This is a genomic window from Actinoplanes sp. 13, assembly GCF_056134165.1.
In genome coordinates, this window is the sequence record NZ_JBVYOQ010000030.1 from 1 (window position 1) to 25,137 (window position 25,137).

Consider the following 25,137-nt stretch of genomic DNA (forward strand, 5'->3'; position numbering starts at 1 on the left):
ATCACCTTCGGTGACCGCTGGCCGGCCGCCGAAACCTACTAACCGAAAGCCGAAAACACCGATCTTGGTACGGACCCGCATCCGGCCGGCACTCATCCACGTGATCGAGGGGGCATGACGTGGATGGGCGCCGGCTGGGAACGCAGGCCGTGGGCAGGGCGCCGGGCGGTCAGGGCAGCGCGGAGCGGATGGCTTCGGCGGTGACCTCGGTGGTCACCGCGCGCAGAAGGTCCAGGTCCGCATCGGCGCCGGACTCGCCGGTGGCGAGGGCCACCACGGCATCGCCGTCGAAACGGGAGTGGGCGGGATGCAGGGCGCGGGCGTAGCCGGTGTGGCCGCTCTGCGCCAGCAGGAAGCAGTCGTTCTTGGTGAGCCCGGCGTCGGTGAGGACCACGGCGATCGTGGTGTTCTCCATTCCGGACGGCTTGCTGAATGTCGCGGGCACCCCGTCCGACGGAACCCCGGGCCGGACTGACCGGTCTGGCCCGTCGCCGGTCAGGGGACGGCCGTCCGGGCCGAGCACGTCGCCCCAGGCGTTGACGACGGCGACCACCGCGACCTGGGCGCCGCCGGCGCTGCCGGTGGCCCAGCCGAGCCCGCCGCCCGCGCTCAGGCCGCGCCATTTGCCGGTGGTGGCGCCGGTGCCGGCACCGACCGTACCCCGGAAGAAAAGATCTCCCCGCAGCGCAGCGAGGGCTGCCTGGCGCCCGGCCTCGGCACCGGGCGGGGTCGTGGCCACCGACCCGTCGAAGATCGACATCCCGACGACGATCGGTACCGGACCGGCCGGTGTCGGAAAGCCGAGGCCGCGTTCGCGCAGCAGGGTCATCACGCCGTCGGCCGCGGAGAGCCCGAAGGCGGAGCCGCCGGAGAGCACCACCGCGTCCACCCGGTCGACCAGCCGCACCGGGTCGAGAAGCGCGAACTCGCGGGTGGCCGGGGCGCCGCCGCGGACCTCCCCCGACCCGACCGTCCCCGGGGGCGGGAGGATCACGGTCACTCCGGTGCCCGCACCGGTCCAGTGCCCGGCGTAGGCCGACAGCAGTTGCGGCGTGCTCATGCCCGAAACGCTACGCGCGCCTTCCGGACCGCCCGTTCCCACCACAACCAACCGCTTGCGTGGGGACTTCGGGCGCGAACCGCACCCGAACTCCCCACCCTCGGGCTGCACAGGAACTGCGTGGGGACTTCGGGCGCGCACCGCACCCGAAGTCCCCACGCTGGGGTAGGAGCCGGCGCGGCGGGGCTGCGCCGCGCCGGCTGTGCGGGCGAGGGGTTTCCGGTCAGGCGGCGAGGGCGGTCTTGTCGGACGACGAGCTGCCCTCGATCACGGGCGCACCGCCCGTGGTGATCTCGATGCGGCGCGGCTTGGCGGCCTCGGCGACCGGGATGGTCAGCGTCAGCACGCCGTCCTGCCAGGTGGCGGCTATGCGGTCCAGGTCGAGGCCGTCGCCGAGGGTGAGGCGCCGTTCGAAGGTTCCGGTGAGGCGCTCACGCCGGACCCACTGGACGTCGGCGTCGGTGCGGGCGGAGCGCTCGGCCCGGATGGTCAGCACGCGGCCGTCGACGTCGACGTTGACCGAGCCCGGGTCGATACCGGCCAGGTCGCAGTGCAGCACGAAGTGGTCACCGGACCGGTACAGGTCCATCGGCATCGCCGTGGTGGCGGCGCCGGCGGCGCCGGGGGCGGCGAACATCTGACCGGCCAGGCGGTCGAATTCGCGGAAAGGATCGAAAGTCAGCACCACGGATGCACCTCCTCCAAGCAGCCACCGGCCTTTCCGGCGGCTCGTGGCGCTCGGCTCACAATCTCGCCGAGGTCGCTCCCCAGAGCTCTGAACTGGGGAGACACTTGTTTATTTAGCACTGTCGGCGGGCGAGTGCCAGCCCTTTCGCCAAGATTTTTCGGGCGTCGCGAGGACGTCATCGCCGGTAGTCACAGCCGTCCGGGAGCATGCGACCGGATGCGCGCGTCCCCCGGTCGTGTGCACCCTCTTACGTATGTGAGGATGCACGATTGGATGCACGTGCAGACGGGTACCGCCCCAGTTGAGTCGACTGCCATGACCGGGAGGACTCTTGACGCCGGCCTTCTCCGACGACCGCGGTGGCCCCACTGCCCTACGCATGCGGGTCGGAGCACACCTGCGCCGGTACCGGGTCGCCCGGCAGGTCACCCGCGAGGACGCCGGCTGGCACATCAGGGCGTCCGAATCCAAGATCAGCCGGATGGAGCTGGGGCGGGTCCCCTTCAAGGAACGCGACATCGCCGACCTGCTCACCCTCTACGGCGTGGACAGTGACGAGCGGCAGAGTCTGCTGGCCCTGGTCCGGGAGGCGAACACCCCCGCGTGGTGGCAGCCGCTGTCCGACGTCGTACCGCCGTGGCTGACTTCGTATCTCGGGCTCGAGCAGGCCGCCTCGATGATCCGCACGTACGACCTGCACTTCGTCCCGGACCTGCTGCAGATCCCCGACTACACCCGGGCGCTGCTGGAACTCTCCAGCACCTCGTCCCCGGCGGAGCTGGACCGGCGCGTCCAGCTGCGGCAGGGCCGGCAGCGCGTGCTGCACGGCGAGAGCCCGCCGATGCTGTGGGCCGTGGTGGACGAGACGGCACTGCATCGTGAGCTGGGCGGCCCGGAGGTCATGCGCCGCCAGCTGGAGGCGCTCGCCGACGCCAGCCGGTCACCGAACGTCCGCCTGCACATCGGCTCGTTCCAGCCGGACGCACTGGCCACGGCCGGGCTGCCGTTCACCATCCTGCGCTTCGCCGAGCCGGAGCTGCCGGACATGGTCTACGCCGAGCAGCCGACCGGTGCCACCTATCTCGACCGGCCGTTCGACGTCGAGCAGTACACCCTCGCCCTGGACCGCGCGAGTGCCGCGGCCGCGCCTCCGGGGCGCGCGGCTTCGGTGATACGGGACGTCATGCGGTCGTACGCCGTCGCGTAGTCGTCATGAAGTGGCGGAGCGGCCGCGGGAGTGCCGCCGAGGCGTAGCTGGAGCGGGGTCAGCCGATCGGCGGTCCGCCACATCCGATCTTCCAATTCGGGCCCGTCGTGCATATGCACGTGCATGAGCACTTGATTCCGCTAGTGCAGACGCACATTCTGGGGAGCAGCAGAAGCCGGCTCGACGATGGGATACGGCCATGGACAGAAACCGCGGTCCCGAGCGGCCGGTCAGCCAGTTCGACGAGGAGGACTACTGCTTCGGCAGCGGACCGCTCCGGCTACGCGTCGAACGCGTCCGCTGGGACAGCCCGGTCGACTACCACGACGACCTCTGGTACGAGGTCGACGGCGTCGAGGTCAGCTCCACCGGCCAGGAGATCGGGCGCCGGCGCGTGCTGATCCGCGCCCGCTGCCTGACGCGGTTGCCGTCCAACCGCCGGACCTGACCGGCCGCGGCCGATGAAGATCGCCCGATGGCGAGGATCATGGGTCTGCACTGGTACGCACCCTGATCAGCGCATCGCGCAGGTCGATGAGCATGGACTTCTCGTCCTCGTTGCCGGTGGCCTTGTCGTACTCCACAAGGTTGAGCGCCCTGTTCGCGAGCGCATGGATGGCGGTGGCGATGTCGCGCCTGCCGCGGAACAGCGGCTCGTCGACCGGCCACTCGCTGTGGTCGTTTTCCTCGCCGCCGAAGTTGAACACCACGGTGGGGGCGAACATCTGGCCGGCCAGCCCGTGAGCATTCGCCACCAGGTCGACCAGGAGCTGTCGCAGCGTGCGCCCGTCGGCCTTCTTCGCCTCGGGGCGGCCGCCGTGCGGATGCGCTCGAAGGTGAGCGGCGGGTCGTGCTCGGCACAGATCTTGGAGATGGTGCGCCCGGGCTGTAGGCAGAATCATGCCGCGGCCAGTGGCAACAATGACCGACTCAGCGTCAAGGCTGGGCGATCCTCGGTTCACCCTTTGCCTGCCTCGTTTCCCCGAACCCCAGGCACCTCGCGCCGCGCCGCGACCGATCCTTGTGAGGCCTTCCCACCCCGAAGCCCTCCGAACACTGCGAAGGCCGCCACAACAACGCTGATCACGTTCAGAGCCATCTCAGCGGCGCCTGCCATCCCGGGCGGCAGGAAACGGATAGCAACAAACACGCCAGTGACCAAACCCATCGCCACACCGACAAGTAGAGCGAAGTAGCGGTGCTTGGCGGACGCCCGAGCCAGCTGGCGCCCTCCTCGCGCGACGATGCCCCGCAGCCGGATGTTACCGACCCGGCCGACTGCACCTAGGAAGAAGCGGCCGGCCGCGAACAGCTTGGTTAGCTTGCCGGGAGCATCATCTACAACGGCCTGCCACTCCTCTGCATATGTGGCTTCCACATCGGGATCCCCTACCGACCAAAGGCCTGCTGCCCGTCGGACGAGACGCTTGGCCAGCCATGGAGCAACTTCGCAGGTCTCGTTCACGATCAGCCCGAAGACCACCGAGACCGTGACGCCGATCCAGAAGTCCTTCACAGGTGCCCGCCGCCGAACGCCGGTCGTATACGACGAGCAGGCTCCAGGGTGGCCGCAGGACGCCGGTCCGCGAGAACGGTCTTTGCTCGGCTCATGCCATCGGCAGTCAGCCGGTAGTAGCGCCTTCGCGGCTTATTCGGTTCCGCCGGCGCGTCGTCCCACCTCGCAGTCGCCCAACCCATTTCCGTCAGGCGCTCAAGGATCTTGTAAACGGTTGGCCCGCCCCGCTTCGATCTGCTGATAATTGCCCAACCGTGGAGCTCGTCTCGTGGGGAGTCCAGGAACACCTCAAGAACATCAAGGAAGGGCGCTGTGATTCGCTTCGGCCCGTCGGTCATCTCGTAATGTACTAGGTCAGATAAATCTAGGTGAAATAAGGTCACGCGGTGAATGGCGCCCGTGGCGCACCGGCGCACCGAGCTGGGCGTGACGCCCTGGCTGACGTGCTCGGCCACCTCGGCCGCAGTGCCCCACCACTCCCCCGCTACTCGATCGCGCCGCGGTGCTCCTCACCGCCGCGGTCCAGGCCCACGCCTCGCCGCAGCTGGTGCACTCCACCACCCTGCGCTCCAGCGGTGGCGCGAGCCGCAGGACCAGGGCGACCGCATCGCACGCCGGGCACGGGGCGCACGGGACCAGCTGGCGGTCCGGGGCGAGCTTCAGCAGCCGGCGGTCGAGCCTGATGGGGAGTCCTGGTTGCCCCAGCGTTTCCCCGAATCCGGCCGGGACAAGTCAGTCCCAGGACCCGAGGGGTAGTCGGCGGCGGGGATGGCGGCTCGGGCCGGTGTTCGGCCGATGAAGATCACCCAATGGCCGGGACCGGATCGCCGAGTCGATAGATTAAGGCGCATGAGCATGCGTTTCGGGGTTTTCGTGCCGCAGGGCTGGCGGATGGATCTGACCGAGATCGCCGACCCGGTCGAACAGTATGAGGCGATGACCGCGGTGGCGCGGCTGGCGGACGCCGGGCCGTGGGACTCGGTCTGGGTGTACGACCACTTCCACACCACGCCCGAGCCGACGATGAACACGACCTTCGAGGCGTGGACGGTCTCGGCGACGCTGGCCCGGGACACCACGCGGGTCAACATCGGGCAGATGGTCGGATGCAACGGCTACCGGCACCCGTCGCTGTACGCCAAGATCGCCTCCACGGTGGACGTGGCGAGCAACGGCCGGCTCTACGCGGGCATCGGCGCCGGGTGGTACGAGCACGAGTGGAAGGCGTACGGCTACGAGTGGGCCGAGGTCCCGGAGCGGATGGCGGCGTTCCGCGAGGGTGTCCAGATCGTGCACAAGATGTGGACCGAGGACCGGCCCGTCTTCGAGGGCCGGCACTACCGGATCGACCAGCCGATCAACGAGCCCAAGGGCGTACGCAAGCCGCATCCGTCGTTCTGGATCGGCGGCGGTGGCGAGAAGGTGACGCTGAAGCTGGTCGCGCAGTACGCGGACGGCGCCAACTTCGGCAACGGCGATCCGGCCGTCATCCGGGAGAAGCTGGCGATTCTGCGGGCGCACTGCGAGCGGCAGGAGCGCGACTACGACCCGATCATCAAGTCGACCAGCTTCAACGTCGACCTGGCCGATCCGACCGCGACCAACATCGCCAAGCTGGAGCGGATCGCCGAGGCGGGGGCCGACTACGCGATCGTCTACTTCCCGCGGGTGGCCTACGACCACGAGCCGCTGCTGCGCTTCCAGCAGGAGGTCATTCCCCAGTTCTCCTGATCGGGCCGGGACGTGGCATGATTTCGATGCCGGGCCCGAAACTTCCGATCAGCCGGCCCGGCGGTAAGGAGCGCTCCCATGGCCGTGGCCAGGCAACGCGTGACGATCGCGGCCATCGCGGAGGCGGCCGGCGTGTCCGTCCCCACGGTGTCCCGGGTGCTCAACGGACGTTCCGACGTGTCACCCGGCACGCGGGAGTTGATCGAGCGGCTGCTGCGTGAGCACGACTATCGGCCCCGCAACTCTCGGCATTCCGGGCGGGCCCGCCTGGTCGACCTGGTTTTCAACGACCTGGACAGCCCCTGGGCGCTCGAGCTGATCAGGGGTGTCGAGGACGTGGCGCACGCGTCCGGGGTGGGCACCGTGGTCTCGCAGGTGCACCGGCGGACCACGGCCACCCGGCAGTGGCTGCAGAATCTGCGGGCCCGGGCCTCCGACGGGGTCATCTTCGTGACCTCGGACGTGGCCGAGCCGGTGCACAACGAGCTGCACCGGCTCAAGGTCCCGGTGGTGATCATCGATCCGGCCGGCGGCGCCGCGTCCGACGTGCCGACGATCGGCGCGACGAACTGGTCCGGCGGCCGGACCGCGACCGACCATCTGCTGTCGCTGGGGCACCGGCGGATCGGGTTCATCGCCGGGCCGAAGAACCTGCTGTGCAGCCGGGCGCGGCTGGACGGTTACCGGGCGGCGCTGGAGGCGGCCGGCATGCGGGCCGAGGACGCGCTGATCGAGACCGGCGACTTCCGGCACGAGTCCGGGTTCGTGGCCGGGTGCCGGCTGCTCGACCTGCCGGACCCGCCGACCGCGATCTTCGCCTCCAGCGACCTGATGGCGCTCGGCGCGTGCGAGGCGGCCCGGCGGCGCGGCATGCGGGTGCCGGAGCAGCTGAGCGTGGTCGGTTTCGACGACCTGCCGGAGTCGCGGTGGGCCTCTCCCCCGCTGACCACCGTGCGCCAGCCGCTCGCCGAGATGGGGGCGCTCGCCGCCCGGACCGTGCTGCGGCTGTCGCGTGGCGAGACCATCGAAACACCCCGGGTGGAGCTGGTCACCAAGCTGATGGTGCGGGAGAGCACCGCACCGGCGTGACACCGTGCGTGGGGATTTCGGGTGCGCTGCGCACCTCAAGTCCCCACGCGAGCAGAGCACGACGCAACCGTGCGTGGTGACCTGGGACGCGCTGGGCGCCCGGAGTCACCACGCACGGGTTGGCGTTACTTGCTGAAGCCGGCGGTCAGGCCGCTGACCAGCTGACGGCGGCCGATCGCATAGAGCAGCACGATCGGGACCGTGGTGAGCGTGACCGACGCGGCGACCGCCGGCACGTTCACCCCGAACTGGGTCTGGAACGACGCCAGCGCCAGCGGGATGGTCGCCTGTTCGGGGCTCTGGGTGAGGATCAGCGGCAGCAGGAAGCCGTTCCAGATGCCCACCGCGTTGTAGATCACGACGGTGACCAGGGCCGGCCGGGTGAGCGGGAAGGCCAGCCGCCACAGCGTCCCCCACTCGGTGGCGCCGTCCATCCGCATCGACTCGAAGAGCTCCTTCGGGACGTCGCGGATGAAGTTGGCCAGCACCAGCACCGACAGCGGGATGGCGAACGCGATGGAGGGCAGGATGATCGCCTGGAGCGTGTCGTACAGCTCCATCTTGATGATGATCAGATAGACCGGGATGATCACCGCCTGGAGCGGGATCGCCAGGCCCATCAGGAAGATCCCGTTGACCGTCTTGAGGAACCGGTTGCCGGCGCCGCGGACGATCGCGTAGGCCGCCATGAACGAGATCAGCGTGGCCGGCAGGATCGCGCCGACGGTGACGATGACGCTGTTCATGAAGAACCGGACGAAGTTGCTCTCGATCACCAGCTGGTAGTTCTCCAGGGTGAACTCCGCCGGCGGCTTCAGCGGGTTGCTGAGGAAGTAGTTCGCCTGGGTCTTGAAGCTGGTGATGACCAGCCAGTAGAGCGGCACCATCACCACGATCAGCCAGAGCCAGCCGAAGCCGCCGCCGATCAGGTTGAGCTCGCGCAGCCGGCGGCCGGCCGACGGACGCCGGGCGTGCGACGCCGGTGGCCGGTCGGCCTGCTTGCGGGCCGTGGTGGGAGTCATCGTCGCCATCTCAGGCTCCTTCCAGCTGACTCTCGTCGGCCCGCCCGCCCAGCCGCCGCAGCAGCAGGGAGAGGCCGAGTCCGACAAGGACCAGGATGACCGCGATGGCACTCGCCGGGCCCATCAGGCTGCCCTGGAAGCCGAGCTGGTACATCTGGACCGCGAGGGCGCGGGTGGCGTCGCCGGGACCGCCGGCGGTCAGCACCCAGATCAGGTCGAAGAAGGTCAGCGATCCGACCACCATCAGCGTCGACGACGTGATGATCGTGTACTTGAGCTGCGGCAGCGTGATGCCGAAGAACTGCCGGATCCGCCCGGCGCCGTCGATCTGGGCCGCCTCGTACATCGAGCGCGGGATCTGCCGGACCGCGCCCTGGTAGATCAGCGAGTGGAACGGGATGAACTGCCAGGACACCACGAAGATCAGGGTGCCGATGGCCAGGCCGGCCCTACCGAGCCAGTCCTGGTTCAGCGCCTCGATCCCGAGGCCGGCGCCGAGCCCGAAGTTCGGGTCCAGCAGCGATTTGTACGTGATCGCGATGGCCGCGGAGCTGAGCAGCAGGGGGATGAAGTAGAGCACCGCGAGGAAGCTGCGGTACCGGGTCTGTGCGGCCATGAAGACGCCGAGCAGGATCGAGATCGGGGTCTGCACCAGCCAGGAGAGAGCCATGATCAGGAAGGTGACCCACAGCGCGTTGGGCAGGCCCGGGTCGGTGAGGGCCGCGCGCCAGCTGGTCAGGCCGGAGTACGTGATCTCCGGCGAGATGCCGTTCCAGGTGGCGAAGCTGAGCGCGATGACGCCGAGCAACGGGATGATCCCGAAGAACACGAACATCACGAACGCGGGCAGGGCCATCCAGACGACGGAGCCGCTCCGCCCGCCGCTGGATCGGGTGGGCTCCTGACCTCGGATGACGGGCGGAGCGAGCGTCGTCATTTACCGATGACCCCGTTCATGGCGTCGACCCACTGCTGCGGGCTGACCTGCAGCTGGAAGAGCTTGGCGATGTTGTCCAGCAGGACCTCGGCCGCGGTCGGGCTCAGCGCCTGGTCCCACGACTGCGCGAAGGTCTTGGCGTTGGACGCGATGGTCGACATGTCCTTGAGGAACTGCGCCTCGTCGCCGGAGTAGAGGCTCTCGCTGTCCTTCAGCACCGGCACACCACCGGACTTGACCCAGTTGGCCTTCTCCTCCTCGTCCACCAGCGTGGTGGAGAAGAACTTCTTCGCGGTCTCCTTGGCCTCGGGCGTCGCCTTGGAGGAGATCGACAGGTACTGGCCGGGGTTGCCGACGGTGTTGGTCGGGTCGCCCTTGCCGCCCTCGATCGGCGGGAAGTTCATCCAGCCCAGGCCGCCGTCGGCGACGAACTTGCCGCCGTTGGCCTTCTGGATGCCGTACGACCAGGAGCCGTGCAGCATCATCGCGGCCTTGCCGGTGTAGAGCAGGGCCTGGTCGGCGTTGGTGTCGGCCGACGTGGAGGCGAAGCCCTTCTGGAAGGCGTTGCCCTTCACCAGGTCCTGGACCTTCGTCAGCATGTCCAGCACGGCCGGGTCGGACCAGGCGCCCGCCTTGCCGGCGAACACGTTGTCGAAGACCTCGGAGCCGGCGTTGCGGTCGAGCATGAACTCGAGCCACATCATGTTCGTCCACCGGGACTGGCCGGCGAGCGAGAACGGCGCGATGCCCTTGGCGTTGAACTTGGGGATCAGCGCGAGGATGTCGCCGTAGCTCTGCGGGGGCTGCACGCCGACCTGGTCGAAGACCTTCTTGTTGTAGTACAGCACGATCGGCTGGACCGTCTCGACCGGCATCGCGTAGATCTTGCCGTTGACCGTGGCGGCACCGAACGAGGACGGCAGGATCTTGTCCTTGGCCGCGGAGTTCTGGGCGAAGAAGTCGGTCAGGTCCTCGACCAGACCGGCATCGACGTAGCTCTTCAGACCGCCGCCGCCCCAGCCCCAGATCATGGTCGGGGCCTGGTTGGCGCCCATCGCCGTCTTGATCTTCTGCTTGTACGCGTCGTTCTGGAACAGCGTCGGAGTGATCTTGCTGTCCGGGTTGGCCTTGTTGAACCGGTCGACGGCCGCCTTGCGGGGCGGCTCGCCCGGCGCGCCGCTGAGCGACCAGTAGCTGGCCGCGCCGGCACCGCTGCCGCTCCCGCCGCCACTCTCGGAGCCGCCGGGGCCTTCGTTGCCGCAGGCGGCGAGCGCGGCGCCGGCACCCACGCCGGCGGAGAGGGTGAGGAAACTCCTGCGTTTCACGCTGATCTCCGTACTCGAAGAAGCCGCCGGGGCGGCTTGAGATATGGCAAAGTGTCCCGTCGCCGATCTTCCCGAACCGGTTAAGTTCTCGAAAGTTTCGATCGGCGGCTGCAAATTAACGCGAGGTTTCGTAAACGTAGGGTTTCGCTGTGACGAGTGTCAAGACCCTTGCCGTAACAGTGCTCAGGGCGCGAGAGTAAGCGCAGCAAAACGCCTGTAACCGCACTCCGGGTGGCCCCGGAAGTTTCGGAAACTATCGGAGGTACCGTTGACCACAGAACACGCGCCCCGCCCGTGGCGCGACCCGAGCCTTCCGGTACCTGACCGGGTCGAGTCACTGCTCGCCGAGATGACCCTCGAGGAGAAGGTGGCCCAGCTCGGGAGCCGTTGGCTCGGCAAGGACAAGGGTGCCACCGGCGCCGCCGGCCCGGAGCCGGAGGAGAGTCACAACGTCGCGCCGATGGAGGACGAGTTCTCCGGCGCGCCGGCCCTCGAGGAGGCGAGCCGGCACGGCCTCGGGCACCTGACCCGGGTGTACGGCAGTTACCCGCTGACCGTGGCCGAGGGTGCCGCCGAGCTGGTCCGCCAGCAGCGGATCGTGATGGCCTCGTCACGGCTCGGCATCCCCGCGATCGTGCACGAGGAGTGCCTGACCGGTTTCACCGCCCATGGCGCGACGGTATACCCGTCGGCGACCGCCTGGGGCGCTACCTTCGATCCCGACCTGATCGAGCGGATGGCCGCCGCGATCGGCCGCGACATGGCGGCGCTCGGCGTGCACCAGGGCCTGTCCCCGGTGCTGGACGTGGTGCGCGACTACCGGTGGGGGCGCGTCGAGGAGGCGATCGGCGAGGACCCGTACCTGGTGTCGCGGATCGCCGCCGCCTACGTGCGGGGGCTGCAGAGCGCCGGGGTGATCGCCACCCTCAAGCACTTCGCGGGATATTCGGCCTCCCGCGGCGCGCGCAACCACGGCCCGGTCCCGATGGGCCACCGGGAGATGCTCGACGTGATCCTGCCGCCGTTCGAGACCGCGGTCCTGGAGGCCGGGGCCCGCTCGGTGATGAACTCGTACGCCGACGTGGACGGCGTCCCGGCCGGCGCCGACCCGTGGCTGCTCACCGAGCTGCTGCGCGACGAGTGGGGCTTCACCGGCACGGTGGTCTCGGACTACTGGGCGGTGCCGTTCCTGGCCGGCAACCACGGGGTGGCCGCCGACGCCGGTGACGCCGGCGCCCTGGCCCTGGTCGCGGGCATCGACGTCGAGCTGCCGGACACCATCGGCTTCGGCGAGAACCTGGTCGGCCGGGTGCGCCGCGGCGAGGTGGACGAGGCGTACGTGGACCGCGCGGCGCGCCGGCTGCTCACCCAGAAGGCCGAGCTGGGCCTGCTCGACGAGGGCTGGACCCCGGAGGGCACGGTGACCGGGGCGGCCGAGGTCGACCTGGACTCCGCCGGCAACCGGGCGCTCGCCCGGGAGATGGCCGAGCGCTCGGTCGTGCTGCTCGACGCCGGCACCGCGCTCCCGCTGTCCGGCGCGGGCCGGATCGCGGTGGTCGGCCCGTGCGCGGCCGACGCCCGCACGTTCCTCGGCTGCTACGCCTTCCCCAACCACGTGCTGCCCCGTTACCCGGGCATCGACGACGGCATCGAGCTGCCGGACGCGGTCACCGCGCTGCGCGCCGAGCTGCCCGGCACCGAGATCGTCCACGAGGCCGGCTGCGAGGTCAGCGGCGCCGACCGCTCCGGGTTCGCCGCCGCGGTGGCCGCCGCCGAGTCCGCGGACGTGTGCCTGGCCTTCGTCGGCGACCTGGCCGGGCTGTTCGGCAAGGGCACCTCGGGCGAGGGCTGCGACGCCGAGGACCTGCGCCTGCCCGGTGTGCAGGCGGAGCTCGTCGAAGCGCTTCTCGCGACCGGCAAACCGGTCGTCGTGGTGGTGGTCTCCGGCCGCCCGTACGCGCTGGGCGACATCGCCGGCCGCGCGGCCGGGCTGGTGCAGGCCTTCATGCCGGGCGAGGAGGGCGGTGCCGCGATCGCCGGCGTGCTCTCCGGACGGGTCCAGCCCTCCGGCCGCCTACCGGTGCAGATCCCCCGGCACCCGGGCGGGCAGCCGGGCACGTACCTTCAGCCCCGGCTCGGCGCCGTGCACCTCGGGGTCAGCAACCTCGACCCCACCGCGCTGTACGCGTTCGGCCACGGCCGCTCGTACACCACGTTCGCCATCGAGGACCTGCGTCTGAGTGCGACGTCGGTGCCGACCGACGGCGAGTTCACCGCCACCGTGCGGGTCACCAACACCGGCGGCCGGGACGGCGCCGAGGTGGTCCAGCTCTACCTGAGCGATCCGGTCGCCGAGGTCACCCGTCCGGTGATTCAGCTGACCGGATTCCACCGGGTGGAGCTCGCCGCGGGCGCCGCCGCGGACGTGACATTCCGGGTGCACACCGACCGCGCCGCCTACACCGGCCGCCGGATGCGCCGCATCGTCGAGCCCGGCGAGCTGCGGATATCCGTCGGTTCGTCGGCCGCCGACCTGCCGTGCACCGGCTCGGTCACCCTCATCGGCCCGGTCCGCGAGGCCGGTTCCACCCGGACGCTGGTCACCCCGGTGGAGGTGAGTGCGGCAGGCTCCGGCCACTAGGCTCGGACCGTGCCCGGCATCAATGACGACGAGCGCCTGCGCAGGCTCGAAGCGATCAGTGATGCCGCGTTGTCCCGTCTCGACGTCTCCGTTCTCCTCGACGAGTTGCTCGATCTTGTCGAGGAGACGGCCGGGGCCGCCGGGCGGGCCCGCTCCGACCGGGTCGGCCAGGCGGCCGCGCTGGCGCTGCAGCGGAGTCTGCTGCCGGCGCGGCTGCCCGAGGTCCCCGGGGTCGAGCTGGCCGCCCGGTACGTGCCCGGGCACGCGGTCGGCATCGGCGGCGACTGGTACGACGTCTTCGCGCTGCCGTCCGGTTGGCTCGGCGTGGTGATCGGCGACGTGGCGGGACACGGGCTCGCCTCGGCCGTCGTGATGGGGCGGGTCCGCAGCGCGCTCCGGGCGTACGCCATCATCTGCGACGACCCGGCGCAGGCCCTCACGATGTTGGACCGCAAGGTCCGGCATTTCGAGGCCGGCAGCATGACCACCGCCCTCTACGCCATGATCAGCCCGGATCGCCGCCGCGTGCTGCTCTCCTCGGCCGGTCACCTGCGGCCGGTGCTGGCCGAGCCGGGCCGCCCGGCGGGCCTGGCCGGGTGCGCGGTGGACCCGCCACTCGGCACCGGCCCGGCGATCGGGTTGCGGCGCACCACGGCGCTGTCGTTCCCGCCCGGCTCGGTGCTGCTCTGTTACACCGACGGGCTGGTGGAGCGCCGCGCCCAGATCATCGACGTGGGCCTGACCCGTCTGATCAACGCGGTGCGCCCGGGCCCGGCGGAGGCCGTCTGCGTCACCGTGATGGCGGGCGCGGGCGTGGAGCAGCCCGCCGACGACGTGGCGGTGCTGGCGGTCCGGGGATCCTGAACCGCGTTACAGCTGCGGAAAATCGTCCCTGCCCTCTTGTTCGCCACGGATTCAGCGGAAAAGATGAGCCCGCAGGTACTGATCCCATGGCTGGAGGCCGGATGACCGCCAAGACGGCACTGCACAACTTCGTCGACGGCGAGGCGGTCGCGCCCGCCGGCGGACGCTACGCGGACCTGATCGACCCGGCCACCGGCGAGGTGTTCGCCACCGCGCCGGTCTCCGGCGCCGAGGACGTCGACCGCGCCATGCGGGCCGCCGCCGGCGCGTTCGAGCAGTGGCGCGACACCACCCCGGGCGACCGGCAGCGCGCCCTGCTGAAGTTCGCCGACGCGATCGAGGCCCGCTCGGACGAGCTGGTCGCCGCCGAGTCGCAGAACACCGGCAAGCCGCTGGGCCTCACCGCCAGCGAGGAGCTGCCGCCCGCCATCGACCATCTGCGCTTCTTCGCCGGCGCCGCCCGGGTCCTGGAGGGCCGCTCGGCGGGGCAGTACATGAACGGCTACGAGAGCTACGTGCGGCGCGAGCCGATCGGCGTGTGCGCCCAGGTCACGCCGTGGAACTATCCCCTGCTGATGGCGATGTGGAAGATCGCCCCGGCGCTCGCCGCGGGCAACGCCGTGGTGCTCAAGCCGTCGGACACCACCCCGGTCACCAGCGTGCTGCTCGCCGAGATCGCCGCCGAGTTCCTGCCGGCCGGCCTGTTCAACGTGGTCCTCGGCGACCGGGACACCGGACGCGCCCTGGTCACGCACCCCACCCCGCGGATGGTGTCGATCACCGGCTCGGTGCGCGCCGGCATGGAGGTGGCCGGCAGCGCCGCGGCCGACCTCAAGCGCACCCACCTCGAGCTGGGCGGCAAGGCGCCGGTCGTGGTCTTCGACGACGCCGACGTGGAGGCGGCGGCCGCCGCGATCGCCGAGGCCGGTTACTTCAACGCGGGGCAGGACTGCACGGCCGCGACCCGGGTCCTCGCCGCGCCCGGCATTCACGACGACTTCGTGGCCGCCCTGGCCGAGCAGGCCCGCAACACGCGGACCGGCGCGCCGGACGACGAGGACGTGCTCTACGGCCCGGTGAACAACGCCGGCCAGCTGGCCCGGGTCAGTGGCTTCATCGATCGGCTCCCCGACCACGCCGTGCTCCAGGCGGGTGGCGCCCGGGTCGGCGACCGCGGCTACTTCTACTCCCCCACCGTCGTCTCCGGCCTCCGCCAGGACGACGAGATCATCCAGAACGAGGTGTTCGGCCCGGTCATCACCGTGCAGAGGTTCACCGACGAGGACGAGGCGGTCCGCTACGCCAACGGCGTGGAGTACGCGCTCGCCTCCAGCGTCTGGACCCGCGACCACGGCACCGCGATGCGGATGACCCAGCGCCTCGACTTCGGCTGCGTCTGGGTGAACTGCCACATCCCGCTGGTGGCGGAGATGCCGCACGGCGGTTTCAAGCACTCCGGGCACGGCAAGGACCTGTCGGTGTACGGGTTCGAGGACTACACCCGGATCAAGCACGTCATGCACCACGTGGGCGCCTGATGACGTCGTCGGAGGAACTGCACAAGCGCCGGGTGGCCGCTGTCGCCCGGGGCGTCGGCTCGACCATCTCGTCGTACGTGGGACACGCGAGCGGCGGCACCCTGACCGACGTCGACGGCCGGGAGTGGATCGACTTCGCCTCCGGCATCGCGGTCACCAACGTGGGCAACTCCGCGCCGCGAGTCGTGGCGGCGGTCCGGGCCCAGGTGGAGAAGTTCACCCACACCTGCTTCATGGTCGCGCCGTACGAGAGCTACGTCGCCGTCTGCGAGCAGCTGATCGAGCTGACCCCCGGCACGTACGAGAAGCGGGCGGCCCTGTTCAACTCCGGCGCCGAGGCGGTGGAGAACGCGGTCAAGATTGCGCGACACGCCACCGGGCGGCCGGCGGTCGTGGTGTTCGACCACGCGTACCACGGCCGGACCAACCTGACCATGGCGCTGACCGCGAAGAACATGCCGTACAAGCACCGGTTCGGGCCGTTCGCGCCGGAGGTCTACCGGGTGCCTATGTCGTACCCGCTGCGCGACGGCGGGCTCAGCGGCGACGAGGCGGCCCGCCGGGCGATCGACGTGATCGAGAAGCAGGTCGGCGCCGGCAACGTGGCGGCCGTGCTGATCGAGCCGATCCAGGGTGAGGGCGGCTTCATCGTGCCGGCGCCGGGATTCCTGCCGGCGATCGCGGCGTGGGCCGCGGAAGCCGGTGCGGTGTTCGTCGCGGACGAGATCCAGACCGGGTTCTGCCGCACCGGGCAGTGGTTCGCCACCGAGCACGAGCACCTCGAGCCGGACCTGATCACCACGGCCAAGGGGATGGGCGGCGGGCTGCCGATCGCCGGGGTCGTCGGGCGGGCCGAGCTGATGGACGCCGTGCACGCGGGCGGGCTCGGGGGGACCTACGGCGGCAATCCGGTGGCCTGCGCCGCCGCCCTCGCCGCCGTCGAGACCATGCGGGAGCTGGACCTGGCCGCCGCCGCGCGGCACATCGAAGGCATCCTGAAGCCGGCTCTGTCGCAGATGGCGGAGGGGGCCGAGGTCCGCGGGCGCGGCGCCATGCTCGCCGTCGAGATCAACAAACCGGGCGGCCTCGACCCCGACCCGGTCCGGACGGCCGCGATCTCCAAGGCCTGCCACGACCGGGGACTCCTCACGCTGACCTGCGGCACCTACGGCAACGTGCTGCGCCTGCTCCCGCCACTGGTCATCTCCGACGAGGACCTCCACCGGGGCGTCGCCCTCCTGCGTGCTGCGTTCCAGTGACGACGTGGGGAAGAATCGCGGCGTGACGGAAACGGCGCTGGACGAGGTCAACAAGCAGATCATCGATCACCTGCAACGGGACGGCCGGATGTCGTACGCGACGCTGGCCAAGACGATCGGGCTGTCCGAGGCGGCGGTGCGCCAGCGCGTGCAGCGCCTCCTCGACAACGGCCTGATGCAGATCGTCGCCGTGACCGACCCGCTGACCCTGGGCTTCGCCCGGCAGGCCATGGTCGGCCTGCGGGTCAACGGTGACCTCCGGGGGATCGCCGACGAGATCGCGGCGATCCCCGAGGTCGACTACGTGGTGATCTGCGCCGGCCGGTACGACCTGCTGGTGGAGCTGGTCTGCACCGACGACGAGCACCTGCTGGACCTGCTCAACGAGAAGGTCCGCTCGGTGCCGGGGGTCACCGCCACCGACACCTTCATGTACCTCAAGCTCGCCAAACAGACCTACGCCTGGGGAACCCGATAACGATGAACGCGCCGTCCTTCTGGCTGTCCGCCCTCGGCCCGATCGACAGGCGCCCCCCGCTGCCCGGTGACACCCTCACGGACGTGGCGATCGTGGGCGGCGGCTACACCGGCCTCTGGACCGCGTACTACCTGGCCGAGGCGGCACCCGAGCTGCGGATCGTGGTGCTGGAGGCGGAGTACTGCGGGTACGGCGCCTCCGGCCGCAACGGCGGCTGGGCGTCCGGCCTCTTCCCCGTCCCCGAGGCCACCCTCACCCGGCGGTACGGCGCGGAGCGTGCCGCCGCCATGCACCGTGCCCTGGAGGGGGCGGTCGACGAGGTGGGCCGGGCGGCCGCCGCCGAGGGCATCGACTGCGACTACGCCAAGGGCGGCACCATCTCGCTGGTCCGCTCCCCCGCCCAGCTGCGCCGGGTCCGATCCGCTCCGGGCTTCCTGGACGCGCCCGCCGCGACGGCCGTCTGCAACGCGGCCGGCGTCCTCGGCGGCCTCTACAGCGAGCACTGCGCCGCCCTGCACCCGGCCAAACTGGTCCGCGGCCTCGCCGGCGCGGTCGAGCGCCGCGGTGTCACCGTCCACGAGGGCACCCGCGTCCGGCGCCTGGAGCGCGGCCGGGTGGTCACCGACCACGGCACGGTGCGGGCCACCACGGTCGTGCGGGCGCTCGAGGGCTACACCGCCGGCCTGCCCGGCCATCGCCGCGTCCTGGCGCCCGTCTACTCACTGATGATCGCCACCGAGCCGCTGCCGGCCGACGTCTGGGAGCGGATCGGGCTGGCCCGCCGGGAGACCTTCACCGACGAGCGCCGCATGATCATTTACGGCCAGCGGACCGCCGACGACCGGCTCGCCTTCGGTGGCCGGGGCGCGCCCTATCACTTCGGCTCCCGCGTCCGCCCGGAGTACGACCTGGTGCCGGGGGTTTTCGAGGCGTTGCGTCGTACCCTCATCGAGCTCTTCGGCATCGACCCGCCGATCGCGCACCGCTGGGGTGGCCCGCTCGGCATCCCCCGCGACTGGATGCCGTCGGTCGGCCTGGCCGACGGGGTGGCCTGGGCCGGCGGGTACGTGGGCGACGGCGTGGCCGCGGCCAACCTGGCCGGGCGCACCCTTGCCGATCTGATCACGGCCCGGGAGTCCGGGCTGACCGGCCTGCCCTGGGTCGGCCACCGGTCCCGCCGCTGGGAGCCGGAGCCGGCCCGCTGGCTCGGCATCAACACCGCGCTGCGCGGCACCGCCCTCCTGGACGCCTGGGACCGGCGCCGCTCCGCATGACGCCCCCGCGACCGCCGGGACCGGGAAGGGCGTCAGGGGATCTGCGGCGGCGGGCCGGCCAGCGGCAGGCGCACGCACACGACGGTCCCGGTGGGCCGGTTCTCGTCGAGGCGGATCGTGCCGCCGTGCAGCAGCACGATCGCCCGGGCCAGGCTCAGGCCCAGCCCGCTGCCGTTCATACCCTGGTGGCGGATGTTGCTGCCGCGGAAGAAGCGGTCGAAGACCCGGGCCCGTTCGGTCTCCGGCGTGCCGATGCCGCAGTCGGCGATGGCGAGCTCGGCGAACGCCTCGTCCGCCCGGAGGGTGAGGTGGACCGGGGCGCCCGGCGGGCTGTAGCGGATCGCGTTGGACAGCAGATCGTCGATCACCTGGCGCAACCGGCCGGCGTCGGCGGGCAGGTGCAGCTCGGCCGGAAGCTCGGTGACCAGGGTGAGCCGGTCGCCGGAGCGGCGGGCCGCGGCGGCCGCCTCCGCGACGAGGCCGGCCAGGTCGACCCGGCGGACGTCCAGCACCAGATGGCCGGAATCCAGGCCGGCGAGGTCCAGCAGGGTGTCGGCCAGGCTCTGCAGAGCGGTCGCGTTGCGCGCGATCGTGCGGGCCATCGCGCGGCAGTCCGGGTCGAGGTCGGCGGTCTCCTCGGCGAGGAGGGTGGCGTTCGCGGTGATCGAGGTGAGCGGGGTGCGCAGCTCGTGGCCGATCAGGTCGACGAAGTCGCCCTGGGCGCGGGCCAGCTGACGGGCGAGCTCCTCGCAGCGGCGCTGGGCGACGAAGACGCCGATCTGCGCGGCCACCCCGTCCAGCAGCACGGTGAGCAGCTCCGGCTCGTACTCCTGGGTGCCGGCGTAGCAGGTGAGCACACCGAGCAGGGTGTTGCCGTCGCGGACCGGGACGGCCAGGGCGGTGCGCACGCCCCGGCGCAGGCAGACCTCGACGCGCTCGCGTTCGTGTGCGGTGCGCAGGTCGCGGCTGAGCGTGAGGTCGGGCACCCAGATCGCCCGGCCGGTGTCCCAGACCCGCCCGGTGATGCCCTGCCCGCGGACCGGGGTGTGCCCGAAGAAGCCGTCCGGGTCGAGCCCGGAGGCGTCCCAGTGGCCGACCGACTGCAGCCCACCGGTCGCCTCGTCGATCAGGAACAGCTCCGCGGACGGCCAGCCGAGCGTGCCGGTGACCGCCCGGAGCACCTGCGGCGACGCCTCGGCCGCCGAGCTCGCGGTCTTCAGCACGTGCTCGACGGCGATGTGGCAGGCGCGGAAGCGCTCCGCCCGGCGCAGCGCGGTGACCTCGTGCCCGACCGCCACCGCGCCGAGCAGGCGGCCGCCGGAGCCGTGGATGGGGCGCGCCGTGGTGTCGAAGACCCGGCTCCGGTGGCCGGGAACCTGCACGTACACGTCTTCCACCAGGATGTGCCCGCCGCGCAGGGCCCGGATCAGCGGTGTCTCCTCCCAGCGCAGCGGCCGCTGGTCGGGGCCACGCAGGACGACGCCGCCGTGCCGCTCGTAATCGGCCGGGATCGGTTCGTCGGGCGTCAGGCCGCGGGCCTCCCGCAGCGCCCGGTTGATGAACACCACGCGCCCGGACTCGTCGCAGGCGACCACCCCGGCCTCCATGCTCTCCAGCAGCGCCGCGAGGAACGCGCCGTTGTCCGCGGGGAGCGGTGTCGAGAGCTTCGGCGGGTCGGTGGTGGGCGACGGCGCGAGCAGGGTGTCCGCGACGGTGCCGAGGGTGGCGGCCTGCGTGTCGGTCCAGTCCCGGGGCCGCCGGTCCAGCACGGTGAGCGCGCCGAGCGGCCGGTCGTCGCCGTCGCGGACCGGGACGCCGAGGAAGGACCGGATGCCGTGTTCCACGACGAGCGGGTGCCGCCCGACAGCCTCGTCGGGATGGCTGCTCATGTCACCGCAGTGCACCGGGCGGCCGGCACAGACCACGAACGTGCCGGCCGAGTACGCCAGCGCGGTCCGGCCGGCTCCGGCCAGGCGCTCCGGCAGGGCGTGCGAGCCGAGCAGGAACTCCTCCTCGTCGCCGACCAGGGTCACGGCCGCCATCGGGGACTCCAGCAGCCGGGCCGCGAGCGTGGCCGCCCGGTCGCACCCGCCGGCCCGCCCGGGGAGGGTGCGTAAAGCTCCGTGGACGGCCTCCAGGCGGACGGGGTTGCCGAGCACCGCCCGGTCCAGCACCACCATGACGCGCCCCGATTCTCCCGGCCGCTGCCCGCGGCGACGGGCACGCGACCGCATTACCCCGTTTCTGTAGATTTCATCCAGATACCGGGATCAGCGCGATGCAGGAATCGGGAACGTCGTGCCCGTGCGGCCCGGCCTCCAGCAGGCTCTGCACGGTCGCGAGGAGGCGGTCGTTGGGACACGGTTTGAGCAGGGTCGCGCAGACCTTCGCCGATCCGGGCTGCGGGTCGCCCGGCCGCAGGTGACCGCTGAGGATGGCGATCGGCGTGTTCCGTACTGCCGGATCGGGGTGGGCGCGCACCGCCTCGATCAGCTGCCAGCCGTCCATCCGGGGCATGCCGAGGTCGGTCAGCACCGCGTCGGGGCGCGCCTCGGCGATCAGGTCGACGGCCGCCTGCCCGTCGCAGGCCCGCAGCACCGTCATCCCGGCTCGCTTGAACACCCTGATCAGGACCAGGGCGATGTCCTCGTCGTCTTCGGCGATCAGCAGAACGGCCATTGTCAGCTCCGTCGGAAGGCTCACTCCCAGGATGCCTCCCGGGACGGTTTTCGTCAGGCACACTCGCAGGATCGGCGCCCGGCGGAGAGGGCGCGGTACGGGGGGCGGAAACGGGATGAGGCGCTGGCCGGGACTTCTGGCAGTCGCGATGGTCGCCGCGCTGCTGCCCGTCCCCGCGACCGGCCCCGGGCAGACCGGCCGGACCACCGGGCGGGCGCTCTACCTCGACGCCGGGCAGCCGGTCGAGCGCCGGGTCGACGACCTGCTGCGCCGGATGACCCTGGACGACAAGGTCGGGCAGATGACGCAGGCCGAGCGCAAAGCGGTCGCCCCCGACCCGGGCCGGGTGACCGCCTGGCGGCTCGGATCGGTGCTCTCCGGTGGCGGCTCGGTGCCCGACCCGAACACCCCGCGGGCCTGGGTCGACCTGGTGAACACGCTGCAGCGGGCGGCCCTGGCGACCCCGCTGCGGATCCCGCTGCTCTACGGGATCGACGCGGTGCACGGGCACGGCAACGTGCACGGGGCGACCGTCTTCCCGCACAACGTCGGCCTCGGCGCGAGCCGGGACCCCGCCCTGGTGCGACGGGTCTACCGGGCCACCGGCGACGAGATGCGGGCCACCGGCATCCGGTGGGACTTCGCGCCCTGCGTCTGCGTGACCCGCGACGACCGGTGGGGGCGCACCTTCGAGAGCTTCGGCGAGGACCCGGCACTGGTGACCCGGATGACCACCGCGGCCGGCGGGCTGCGCGACGCCGGCGTGCTGGCCACCGCCAAGCACTTCGGCGGCGACGGCGACACCGAGTACGGCACCGGGGACAGCGGCTTCACGATCGACCAGGGCGTGACCGTCACCGACCGGGCCACGCTGGACCGGATCGACCTGGCGCCGTACGTCGCCGCGATCGACGAGCACGGCGTGCGCAGCGTGATGCCCTCCTACTCCAGCATCGACTGGACCGAGGACGGCCCGGGCGGCGCGACCAAGGTGCACGCCAGCGCGGAACTGATCACCGGGCGGCTCAAGGACGACCTGGGTTTCGACGGGTTCGTGATCAGCGACTTCGCGGCGATCCACCAGATCCCGGACCCGGACGCGCCCACCGGCGCCGTCCCGCCGACCGCCGGCCAGGTCCGCCTGGGGGTCAACGCGGGCGTGGACATGTTCATGGAACCGGCCACCGCGCCCGCGTTCCAGGCGCTGCTGAAGGCGGAGGTGGCCGCCGGGCGGGTCAGCCGGTCCCGGATCGACGACGCGGTGCGCCGGATCCTGCGGGTGAAGTTCGCGCTGGGACTGTTCGAGAACCCGTATGCCCCGGCCGACCGTCTGGGTGAGGTGGGCAGCACCGCGCACCGGGCCCTGGCGCGCGAGGCCGTCGCCCGCTCCCAGGTGCTGTTGAAGAACGCCGGCGGCGTGCTGCCGCTGCGGCCCGGCGCGCGGCTCTACGTGGCCGGGCGCACCGCCGACGACATCGGCAACCAGGCCGGCGGCTGGACCATCGACTGGCAGGGCCGGTCCGGCGACGTCATCCCCGGCACGACGATCCTGGACGGGCTCCGGTCGGCCGCCTCCTCGGTGGTCTTCAGCGCCGACGCGTCCGCCCCTGTCTCCCCCGGCGACGTCGGCGTGGTGGTCGTCGGCGAGACGCCCTACGCCGAGGGCTACGGTGACGTGGGCAGCCCGGTCTGCCCGTGGTGCCCGGCCACGCAGAAGGAGCCGAAGTCGCTGACCCTGCGCCCGGCCGACCGCGCCGTGGTCGGCAAGGTCTGCGCGGCGGCGGCGACCTGCGTGGTCCTGCTGGTCTCCGGCCGCCCGCAGGTGATCACCGACCAGCTCGGCGGGATCGACGCGCTGGTGGCGTCCTGGCTGCCGGGCAGCGAGGGCACGGGCGTCGCGGACGTGCTGTTCGGCCGGCAGCCGTTCACCGGGCGCCTGCCGCTGAGCTGGCCGGCCACGGTCACCCAGGTGCCGATCAACGTCGGTGACACCGCATACCGACCCCTGTTCCCGTACGGCTGGGGCCTGCGCACAACAGCCGGGCCGGGTCCGCTCGCCGAGGCCCGGGCGGCCGCGCACACCACAGCGGCCTCCGGGGCGGCCCCGGGATGGCAGAAGTCGATCGCCGAGGCGTCGCTCGCCGAGGAGGCCGGCCGCACCGAGCAGGCGACCACGCTCTACCGCCGCGTGACCCCCGCCTGAACCACCGTGTGAACTTCCGGCTCGATCCGCACCCCAACTTCACACACAAGAACCGGCGCCGAGACCAGCGTGTGAAGTTGCGGTCCGATTCGCACCGCAACTTCACACACAGTGGTGTCGCGCGGGCGGGGCGGGCGCGCGGGTCGGAGGCGGCGGGTGCGGGAGCGGCGCCGGGGTCAGAGGTGGTTGGCCGCCTCGGTCAGCACCCCGCGCAGGATCTGCTCGATCTCGGCGAACTGGGTCTCCGTCGCGGTCAGCGGCGGCGCCAGCTGGATCACCGGGTCGCCACGGTCGTCGGCGCGGCAGTAGAGCCCGGCCTCGAACAGGGCACCGGAGAGGAAGCCGCGCAGCAGGCGCTCCGACTCGTCCTCGTTGAACGTCTCGCGGGTGGCCTTGTCCTTGACCAGCTCGATGCCGAAGAAATAGCCGTCGCCGCGGACGTCGCCGACGATCGGCAGGTCGAGGAGCCGCTCCAGGTAGGACCGGAACAGCGGGCTGTTGTCGCGGACGTGCTGGTTGAGGTTCTCCCGCTCCATGATGTCGATGTTGGCCATCGCGACCGCGGCGCCGACCGGGTGGCCGCCGTAGGTGATGCCGTGGGCGAACCAGTTGGTGCCGGTGAGGAACGGCTCGGCCAGGCGCTCGGAGGCGATCATCGCGCCGAGCGGGACGTACCCGGAGGTGAGGCCCTTCGCGACGGTGATGATGTCGGGCTGGTAGCCGTACCGGTCGGCGCCGAAGAACTCGCCGAGCCGGCCGAAGGCGCAGATCACCTCGTCGGAGACGAGCAGCACGTCGTGGCGGTCGCAGATCTCGCGGACGCGCTGGAAGTACCCGGGCGGCGGCGGGAAGCAGCCGCCGGCGTTCTGCACCGGCTCGAGGTAGACGGCGGCGACGGTGTCCGGGCCTTCGAAGAGGATGGCCTCCTCGATCCGGTCGGCGGCCCAGACACCGAACTGCTCGGGCGTCATGTTCTGGTCGGGCCGGCGGTAGTAGTTGGTGTTGGGCACCCGCACGGTGCTCGGCACGAGCGGCTCGAAGTCCTGTTTGAGTGCCGGGATGCCGGTGATGGACAGGGCGCCCATCGAGGTGCCGTGGTACGCGATGGCGCGGGAGATCACCTTTGTCTTGAGCGGCTTGCCGGTGCGCCGGTAGAAGGAGCGGGCCAGTTTCCACGCGGACTCGACGGCCTCGGAGCCGCCGGTGGTGAAGAAGACCCGGTTCAGGTCGCCGGGGGCCAGATCGGACAGCCGGCCGGCCAGCTCGATCGCCTTGGGGTGCGCGTACGACCAGATCGGGAAGTACGCCAGCTCGCCGGCCTGTTTGGCGGCCGCCTCGGCGAGTTCCTGCCGGCCGTGACCGGTCTGGACGACGAACAACGCGGAGAGACCGTCGAGGTAGCGGCGTCCGGTGGAGTCCCAGATGTAGCAGCCGTCGCCCCGGGTGATCACCGGAACGGGAGCGTCCTGATAGGCCGAGAGCCGGGTGAAGTGCATCCACAGGTGGTCACGGGCGGTCGCGGAGAGGGCGTCCACGTCGGCGGGCTGATGGTCGGTCACGGCTATCTCTCCTACGAGTTCTGCGGTTGATCCTGATCCTGCCCACGGATTCCGTTGCTGACAACCC

At 71.3% G+C, this 25,137-nt stretch carries 22 protein-coding genes; 11 read left to right on the top strand and 11 right to left on the bottom strand.

Annotation, left to right across the window (positions count from 1 at the left end):
* Window positions 1–169: 169 nt before the first annotated feature.
* On the bottom strand, window positions 170–1,060 hold the full coding sequence (locus AC0NH5_RS35760; RefSeq protein ID WP_474411530.1) for a P1 family peptidase: 891 nt from the start codon (window positions 1,058–1,060) through the stop codon (window positions 170–172).
* A 223-nt stretch (window positions 1,061–1,283) separates the two neighbouring features.
* Window positions 1,284–1,748, bottom strand: a complete 465-nt coding sequence (locus AC0NH5_RS35765) for an Hsp20/alpha crystallin family protein (protein WP_474411531.1) — start codon at window positions 1,746–1,748, stop codon at window positions 1,284–1,286.
* 379 nt (window positions 1,749–2,127) lie between these two features.
* Between AC0NH5_RS35765 and AC0NH5_RS35770 the strand changes: the two genes are divergently transcribed.
* Window positions 2,128–2,955: a helix-turn-helix domain-containing protein gene (locus tag AC0NH5_RS35770; protein ID WP_474411533.1), complete on the top strand. Its 828-nt coding sequence runs from the start codon at window positions 2,128–2,130 to the stop codon at window positions 2,953–2,955.
* A gap of 199 nt (window positions 2,956–3,154) precedes the next feature.
* Window positions 3,155–3,403 (top strand): hypothetical protein, encoded by a 249-nt coding sequence (locus AC0NH5_RS35775; protein ID WP_474411535.1) that lies wholly within the window; start codon window positions 3,155–3,157, stop codon window positions 3,401–3,403.
* Between the two features lie 37 nt (window positions 3,404–3,440).
* Here the strand turns inward: AC0NH5_RS35775 and AC0NH5_RS35780 are convergent, their stop codons facing one another.
* Genes AC0NH5_RS35780 through AC0NH5_RS35790 form a run of 3 tightly spaced genes read right to left on the bottom strand, consistent with a single transcriptional unit; the run spans window position 3,441 to window position 4,809 of the window.
* A complete protein-coding gene (locus AC0NH5_RS35780) occupies window positions 3,441–3,917 on the bottom strand; it encodes a hypothetical protein (protein WP_474411537.1) in 477 nt (158 codons plus the stop codon).
* A complete protein-coding gene (locus AC0NH5_RS35785) occupies window positions 3,914–4,471 on the bottom strand; it encodes an acetoacetate decarboxylase family protein (RefSeq protein WP_474411539.1) in 558 nt (185 codons plus the stop codon). Before AC0NH5_RS35785 ends, AC0NH5_RS35780 begins: the two co-directional genes overlap by 4 nt.
* Entirely contained in the window at window positions 4,468–4,809 is a 342-nt protein-coding gene (locus AC0NH5_RS35790; protein WP_474411707.1) for a PadR family transcriptional regulator, read from the bottom strand. Before AC0NH5_RS35790 ends, AC0NH5_RS35785 begins: the two co-directional genes overlap by 4 nt.
* Before the next feature lie 511 nt (window positions 4,810–5,320).
* On the opposite strand from AC0NH5_RS35790, the gene AC0NH5_RS35795 reads away from it, so the two are divergent.
* Both AC0NH5_RS35795 and AC0NH5_RS35800 read left to right on the top strand, forming a co-directional pair.
* Window positions 5,321–6,202, top strand: coding sequence for an LLM class F420-dependent oxidoreductase (locus AC0NH5_RS35795; protein ID WP_474411541.1), 882 nt, complete (start codon window positions 5,321–5,323; stop codon window positions 6,200–6,202).
* Between the two features lie 78 nt (window positions 6,203–6,280).
* A complete protein-coding gene (locus AC0NH5_RS35800; RefSeq protein ID WP_474411543.1) occupies window positions 6,281–7,291 on the top strand; it encodes a LacI family DNA-binding transcriptional regulator in 1,011 nt (336 codons plus the stop codon).
* 125 nt (window positions 7,292–7,416) lie between these two features.
* Here the strand turns inward: AC0NH5_RS35800 and AC0NH5_RS35805 are convergent, their stop codons facing one another.
* Genes AC0NH5_RS35805 through AC0NH5_RS35815 form a run of 3 tightly spaced genes read right to left on the bottom strand, consistent with a single transcriptional unit; the run spans window position 7,417 to window position 10,575 of the window.
* The gene (locus AC0NH5_RS35805) at window positions 7,417–8,322 is read right to left on the bottom strand and encodes a carbohydrate ABC transporter permease (RefSeq protein ID WP_474411545.1); all 906 of its coding nucleotides are present in this window, start codon (window positions 8,320–8,322) and stop codon (window positions 7,417–7,419) included.
* A gap of 1 nt (window position 8,323) precedes the next feature.
* The gene (locus tag AC0NH5_RS35810; protein ID WP_474411547.1) at window positions 8,324–9,250 is read right to left on the bottom strand and encodes a carbohydrate ABC transporter permease; all 927 of its coding nucleotides are present in this window, start codon (window positions 9,248–9,250) and stop codon (window positions 8,324–8,326) included.
* On the bottom strand, window positions 9,247–10,575 hold the full coding sequence (locus AC0NH5_RS35815; protein WP_474411549.1) for an extracellular solute-binding protein: 1,329 nt from the start codon (window positions 10,573–10,575) through the stop codon (window positions 9,247–9,249). Before AC0NH5_RS35815 ends, AC0NH5_RS35810 begins: the two co-directional genes overlap by 4 nt.
* A 268-nt stretch (window positions 10,576–10,843) precedes the next feature.
* On the opposite strand from AC0NH5_RS35815, the gene AC0NH5_RS35820 reads away from it, so the two are divergent.
* The 6 genes from AC0NH5_RS35820 (at window position 10,844) to AC0NH5_RS35845 (ending at window position 18,629) form a co-directional block, all read left to right on the top strand.
* Entirely contained in the window at window positions 10,844–13,216 is a 2,373-nt protein-coding gene (locus tag AC0NH5_RS35820; RefSeq protein WP_474411551.1) for a glycoside hydrolase family 3 N-terminal domain-containing protein, read from the top strand.
* A 9-nt stretch (window positions 13,217–13,225) separates the two neighbouring features.
* Window positions 13,226–14,080: a PP2C family protein-serine/threonine phosphatase gene (locus AC0NH5_RS35825; protein ID WP_474411553.1), complete on the top strand. Its 855-nt coding sequence runs from the start codon at window positions 13,226–13,228 to the stop codon at window positions 14,078–14,080.
* A 101-nt stretch (window positions 14,081–14,181) separates the two neighbouring features.
* Window positions 14,182–15,618, top strand: a complete 1,437-nt coding sequence (locus AC0NH5_RS35830; RefSeq protein WP_474411555.1) for a gamma-aminobutyraldehyde dehydrogenase — start codon at window positions 14,182–14,184, stop codon at window positions 15,616–15,618.
* On the top strand, window positions 15,618–16,877 hold the full coding sequence (gene gabT, locus AC0NH5_RS35835; protein ID WP_474411557.1) for a 4-aminobutyrate--2-oxoglutarate transaminase: 1,260 nt from the start codon (window positions 15,618–15,620) through the stop codon (window positions 16,875–16,877). Before AC0NH5_RS35830 ends, gabT begins: the two co-directional genes overlap by 1 nt.
* Window positions 16,878–16,899: 22 nt before the next feature.
* On the top strand, window positions 16,900–17,355 hold the full coding sequence (locus AC0NH5_RS35840; protein WP_474411559.1) for an Lrp/AsnC family transcriptional regulator: 456 nt from the start codon (window positions 16,900–16,902) through the stop codon (window positions 17,353–17,355).
* Window positions 17,356–17,357: 2 nt separating this feature from the next.
* Window positions 17,358–18,629: an NAD(P)/FAD-dependent oxidoreductase gene (locus AC0NH5_RS35845; RefSeq protein WP_474411561.1), complete on the top strand. Its 1,272-nt coding sequence runs from the start codon at window positions 17,358–17,360 to the stop codon at window positions 18,627–18,629.
* Between the two features lie 32 nt (window positions 18,630–18,661).
* Here the strand turns inward: AC0NH5_RS35845 and AC0NH5_RS35850 are convergent, their stop codons facing one another.
* The gene (locus tag AC0NH5_RS35850) at window positions 18,662–20,809 is read right to left on the bottom strand and encodes a sensor histidine kinase (RefSeq protein ID WP_474411563.1); all 2,148 of its coding nucleotides are present in this window, start codon (window positions 20,807–20,809) and stop codon (window positions 18,662–18,664) included.
* A gap of 73 nt (window positions 20,810–20,882) precedes the next feature.
* On the bottom strand, window positions 20,883–21,308 hold the full coding sequence (locus AC0NH5_RS35855) for a response regulator (protein WP_474411565.1): 426 nt from the start codon (window positions 21,306–21,308) through the stop codon (window positions 20,883–20,885).
* 115 nt (window positions 21,309–21,423) lie between these two features.
* Between AC0NH5_RS35855 and AC0NH5_RS35860 the strand changes: the two genes are divergently transcribed.
* Window positions 21,424–23,511 (top strand): glycoside hydrolase family 3 protein, encoded by a 2,088-nt coding sequence (locus AC0NH5_RS35860; RefSeq protein WP_474411567.1) that lies wholly within the window; start codon window positions 21,424–21,426, stop codon window positions 23,509–23,511.
* A gap of 176 nt (window positions 23,512–23,687) precedes the next feature.
* Here AC0NH5_RS35860 and AC0NH5_RS35865 read toward each other — a convergent pair whose 3' ends face one another.
* Window positions 23,688–25,070, bottom strand: a complete 1,383-nt coding sequence (locus AC0NH5_RS35865) for an aspartate aminotransferase family protein (RefSeq protein WP_474411569.1) — start codon at window positions 25,068–25,070, stop codon at window positions 23,688–23,690.
* Window positions 25,071–25,137: the final 67 nt, after the last annotated feature.

Coding starts and splice junctions, on each gene's coding strand:
- AC0NH5_RS35775 (WP_474411535.1), top strand. CDS start 3,155: ATGGACAGAAACCGCGGTCCCGAGCGGCCGGTCAGCCAGTTCGACGAG.
- AC0NH5_RS35760 (WP_474411530.1), bottom strand. CDS start 1,060: ATGAGCACGCCGCAACTGCTGTCGGCCTACGCCGGGCACTGGACCGGT.
- AC0NH5_RS35860 (WP_474411567.1), top strand. CDS start 21,424: ATGAGGCGCTGGCCGGGACTTCTGGCAGTCGCGATGGTCGCCGCGCTG.
- AC0NH5_RS35845 (WP_474411561.1), top strand. CDS start 17,358: ATGAACGCGCCGTCCTTCTGGCTGTCCGCCCTCGGCCCGATCGACAGG.
- AC0NH5_RS35800 (WP_474411543.1), top strand. CDS start 6,281: ATGGCCGTGGCCAGGCAACGCGTGACGATCGCGGCCATCGCGGAGGCG.
- AC0NH5_RS35830 (WP_474411555.1), top strand. CDS start 14,182: ATGACCGCCAAGACGGCACTGCACAACTTCGTCGACGGCGAGGCGGTC.
- AC0NH5_RS35770 (WP_474411533.1), top strand. CDS start 2,128: ATGCGGGTCGGAGCACACCTGCGCCGGTACCGGGTCGCCCGGCAGGTC.
- AC0NH5_RS35850 (WP_474411563.1), bottom strand. CDS start 20,809: ATGGTGGTGCTGGACCGGGCGGTGCTCGGCAACCCCGTCCGCCTGGAG.
- AC0NH5_RS35795 (WP_474411541.1), top strand. CDS start 5,321: ATGAGCATGCGTTTCGGGGTTTTCGTGCCGCAGGGCTGGCGGATGGAT.
- AC0NH5_RS35855 (WP_474411565.1), bottom strand. CDS start 21,308: ATGGCCGTTCTGCTGATCGCCGAAGACGACGAGGACATCGCCCTGGTC.
- AC0NH5_RS35810 (WP_474411547.1), bottom strand. CDS start 9,250: ATGACGACGCTCGCTCCGCCCGTCATCCGAGGTCAGGAGCCCACCCGA.
- AC0NH5_RS35790 (WP_474411707.1), bottom strand. CDS start 4,809: ATGACCGACGGGCCGAAGCGAATCACAGCGCCCTTCCTTGATGTTCTT.
- AC0NH5_RS35805 (WP_474411545.1), bottom strand. CDS start 8,322: ATGGCGACGATGACTCCCACCACGGCCCGCAAGCAGGCCGACCGGCCA.
- gabT (WP_474411557.1), top strand. CDS start 15,618: ATGACGTCGTCGGAGGAACTGCACAAGCGCCGGGTGGCCGCTGTCGCC.